This window comes from Halorubrum cibi, from assembly GCF_900182635.1.
GTDB classification, from domain to species: domain Archaea; phylum Halobacteriota; class Halobacteria; order Halobacteriales; family Haloferacaceae; genus Halorubrum; species Halorubrum cibi.
The window spans coordinates 1-1,015 of the sequence record NZ_FXTD01000034.1 but is presented as its reverse complement, the minus strand read 5'-3'; the positions used below and the strand labels follow the sequence as shown (position 1 = coordinate 1,015).

General features: G+C 56.9%; 2 protein-coding genes. Both read left to right on the top strand.

Translation table 11 applies throughout. From position 1 onward, the window contains the following. Positions 1-428: 428 nt before the first annotated feature. Positions 429-566, top strand: coding sequence for a hypothetical protein (locus FN829_RS16050; RefSeq protein WP_158295129.1), 138 nt, complete (start codon positions 429-431; stop codon positions 564-566). A gap of 6 nt (positions 567-572) precedes the next feature. After that, positions 573-971 (top strand): ArsR/SmtB family transcription factor, encoded by a 399-nt coding sequence (locus tag FN829_RS15720; RefSeq protein ID WP_142987865.1) that lies wholly within the window; start codon positions 573-575, stop codon positions 969-971. The last annotated feature ends 44 nt before the right edge of the window (positions 972-1,015 follow it).

Here is a 1,015-nt window from a genome sequence, read left to right as displayed (position 1 = left end):
CGACTCACCGGTTCGCATGCCGAATGCGCCGACGTTGTCGATACTGTCGCGCTGACGTTTGCTCTCCTCGCTCAGCGACTCGTTAATCGATATTTCGTTTTCACGGTCCGTCCGATCGTCTTGAGCCGCTATCTGCTGCGACATACAATTTAGTATTTTCTCATATATTGAAGGGCCTTTCGGTTCTACTGTGTTGAGACCGAGGTAATCAACTCGGTATCAATATAATCTGTTATAGATTAATACTGGTCAAGCACGGTAGGGCCCTTGAATAATCCGGTTTACCATACTATCTCGTATGTAGATAGTTCGGTGGAAGAACTGTGTCGAACAAACACATCTGAACACAGATTCGAGTCGAGTGCTCTCTCGAGTCAGCTGAACACCTGATCAAATGAGTCAAGTCAAATCGGATTATATCGATATGTATGTCGATACTCGACCGACTGCTCGGTGGCGAGTCGAACGACGACGAGAGCTGCTGTGACATGCAAATCGAGGAGGTGGACTCGGACGAAAACGAGGCGGACGCGCCGGACGAGCGTGCCGACCGTACGGAGGACTGATCGATAATGTCGCAGGAACCGAACGCGGCGGCTCAAGCGGGCTCCGAATCAGCGAGCGGGACGCTCCGACGGATGGAGGATGGTGTCTGCTGTGACGGGCCGTTCCCGGAGACTCGACGCGCGGACGACGCGGTCGTCGAGGCGGAGCTGTCGTCGTTCAAGGCGCTGGCCAACGAGAAGCGACTCGCAGTTGTTCACGCGCTGCGGGATGGAGAACTTTGCGCCTGCGAGTTGGAGACCGTCCTCGATGCTCCCCAGTCGACGGCCGCGTCGCACTTGCGGAAACTTCGCGACGCTGGTATCGTCGCCACGCGCAAGGAGAGGAAGTGGACGTACTACCGGATCGCGGACACGGCGAGCCTCCAGCTGCTCGATCTGGCCGCGGCGTTAGGTGAGGACCGATGATCCCGCCGGGGACCGAAGCGGCGCTGCTCGACTCGTGGGACTAC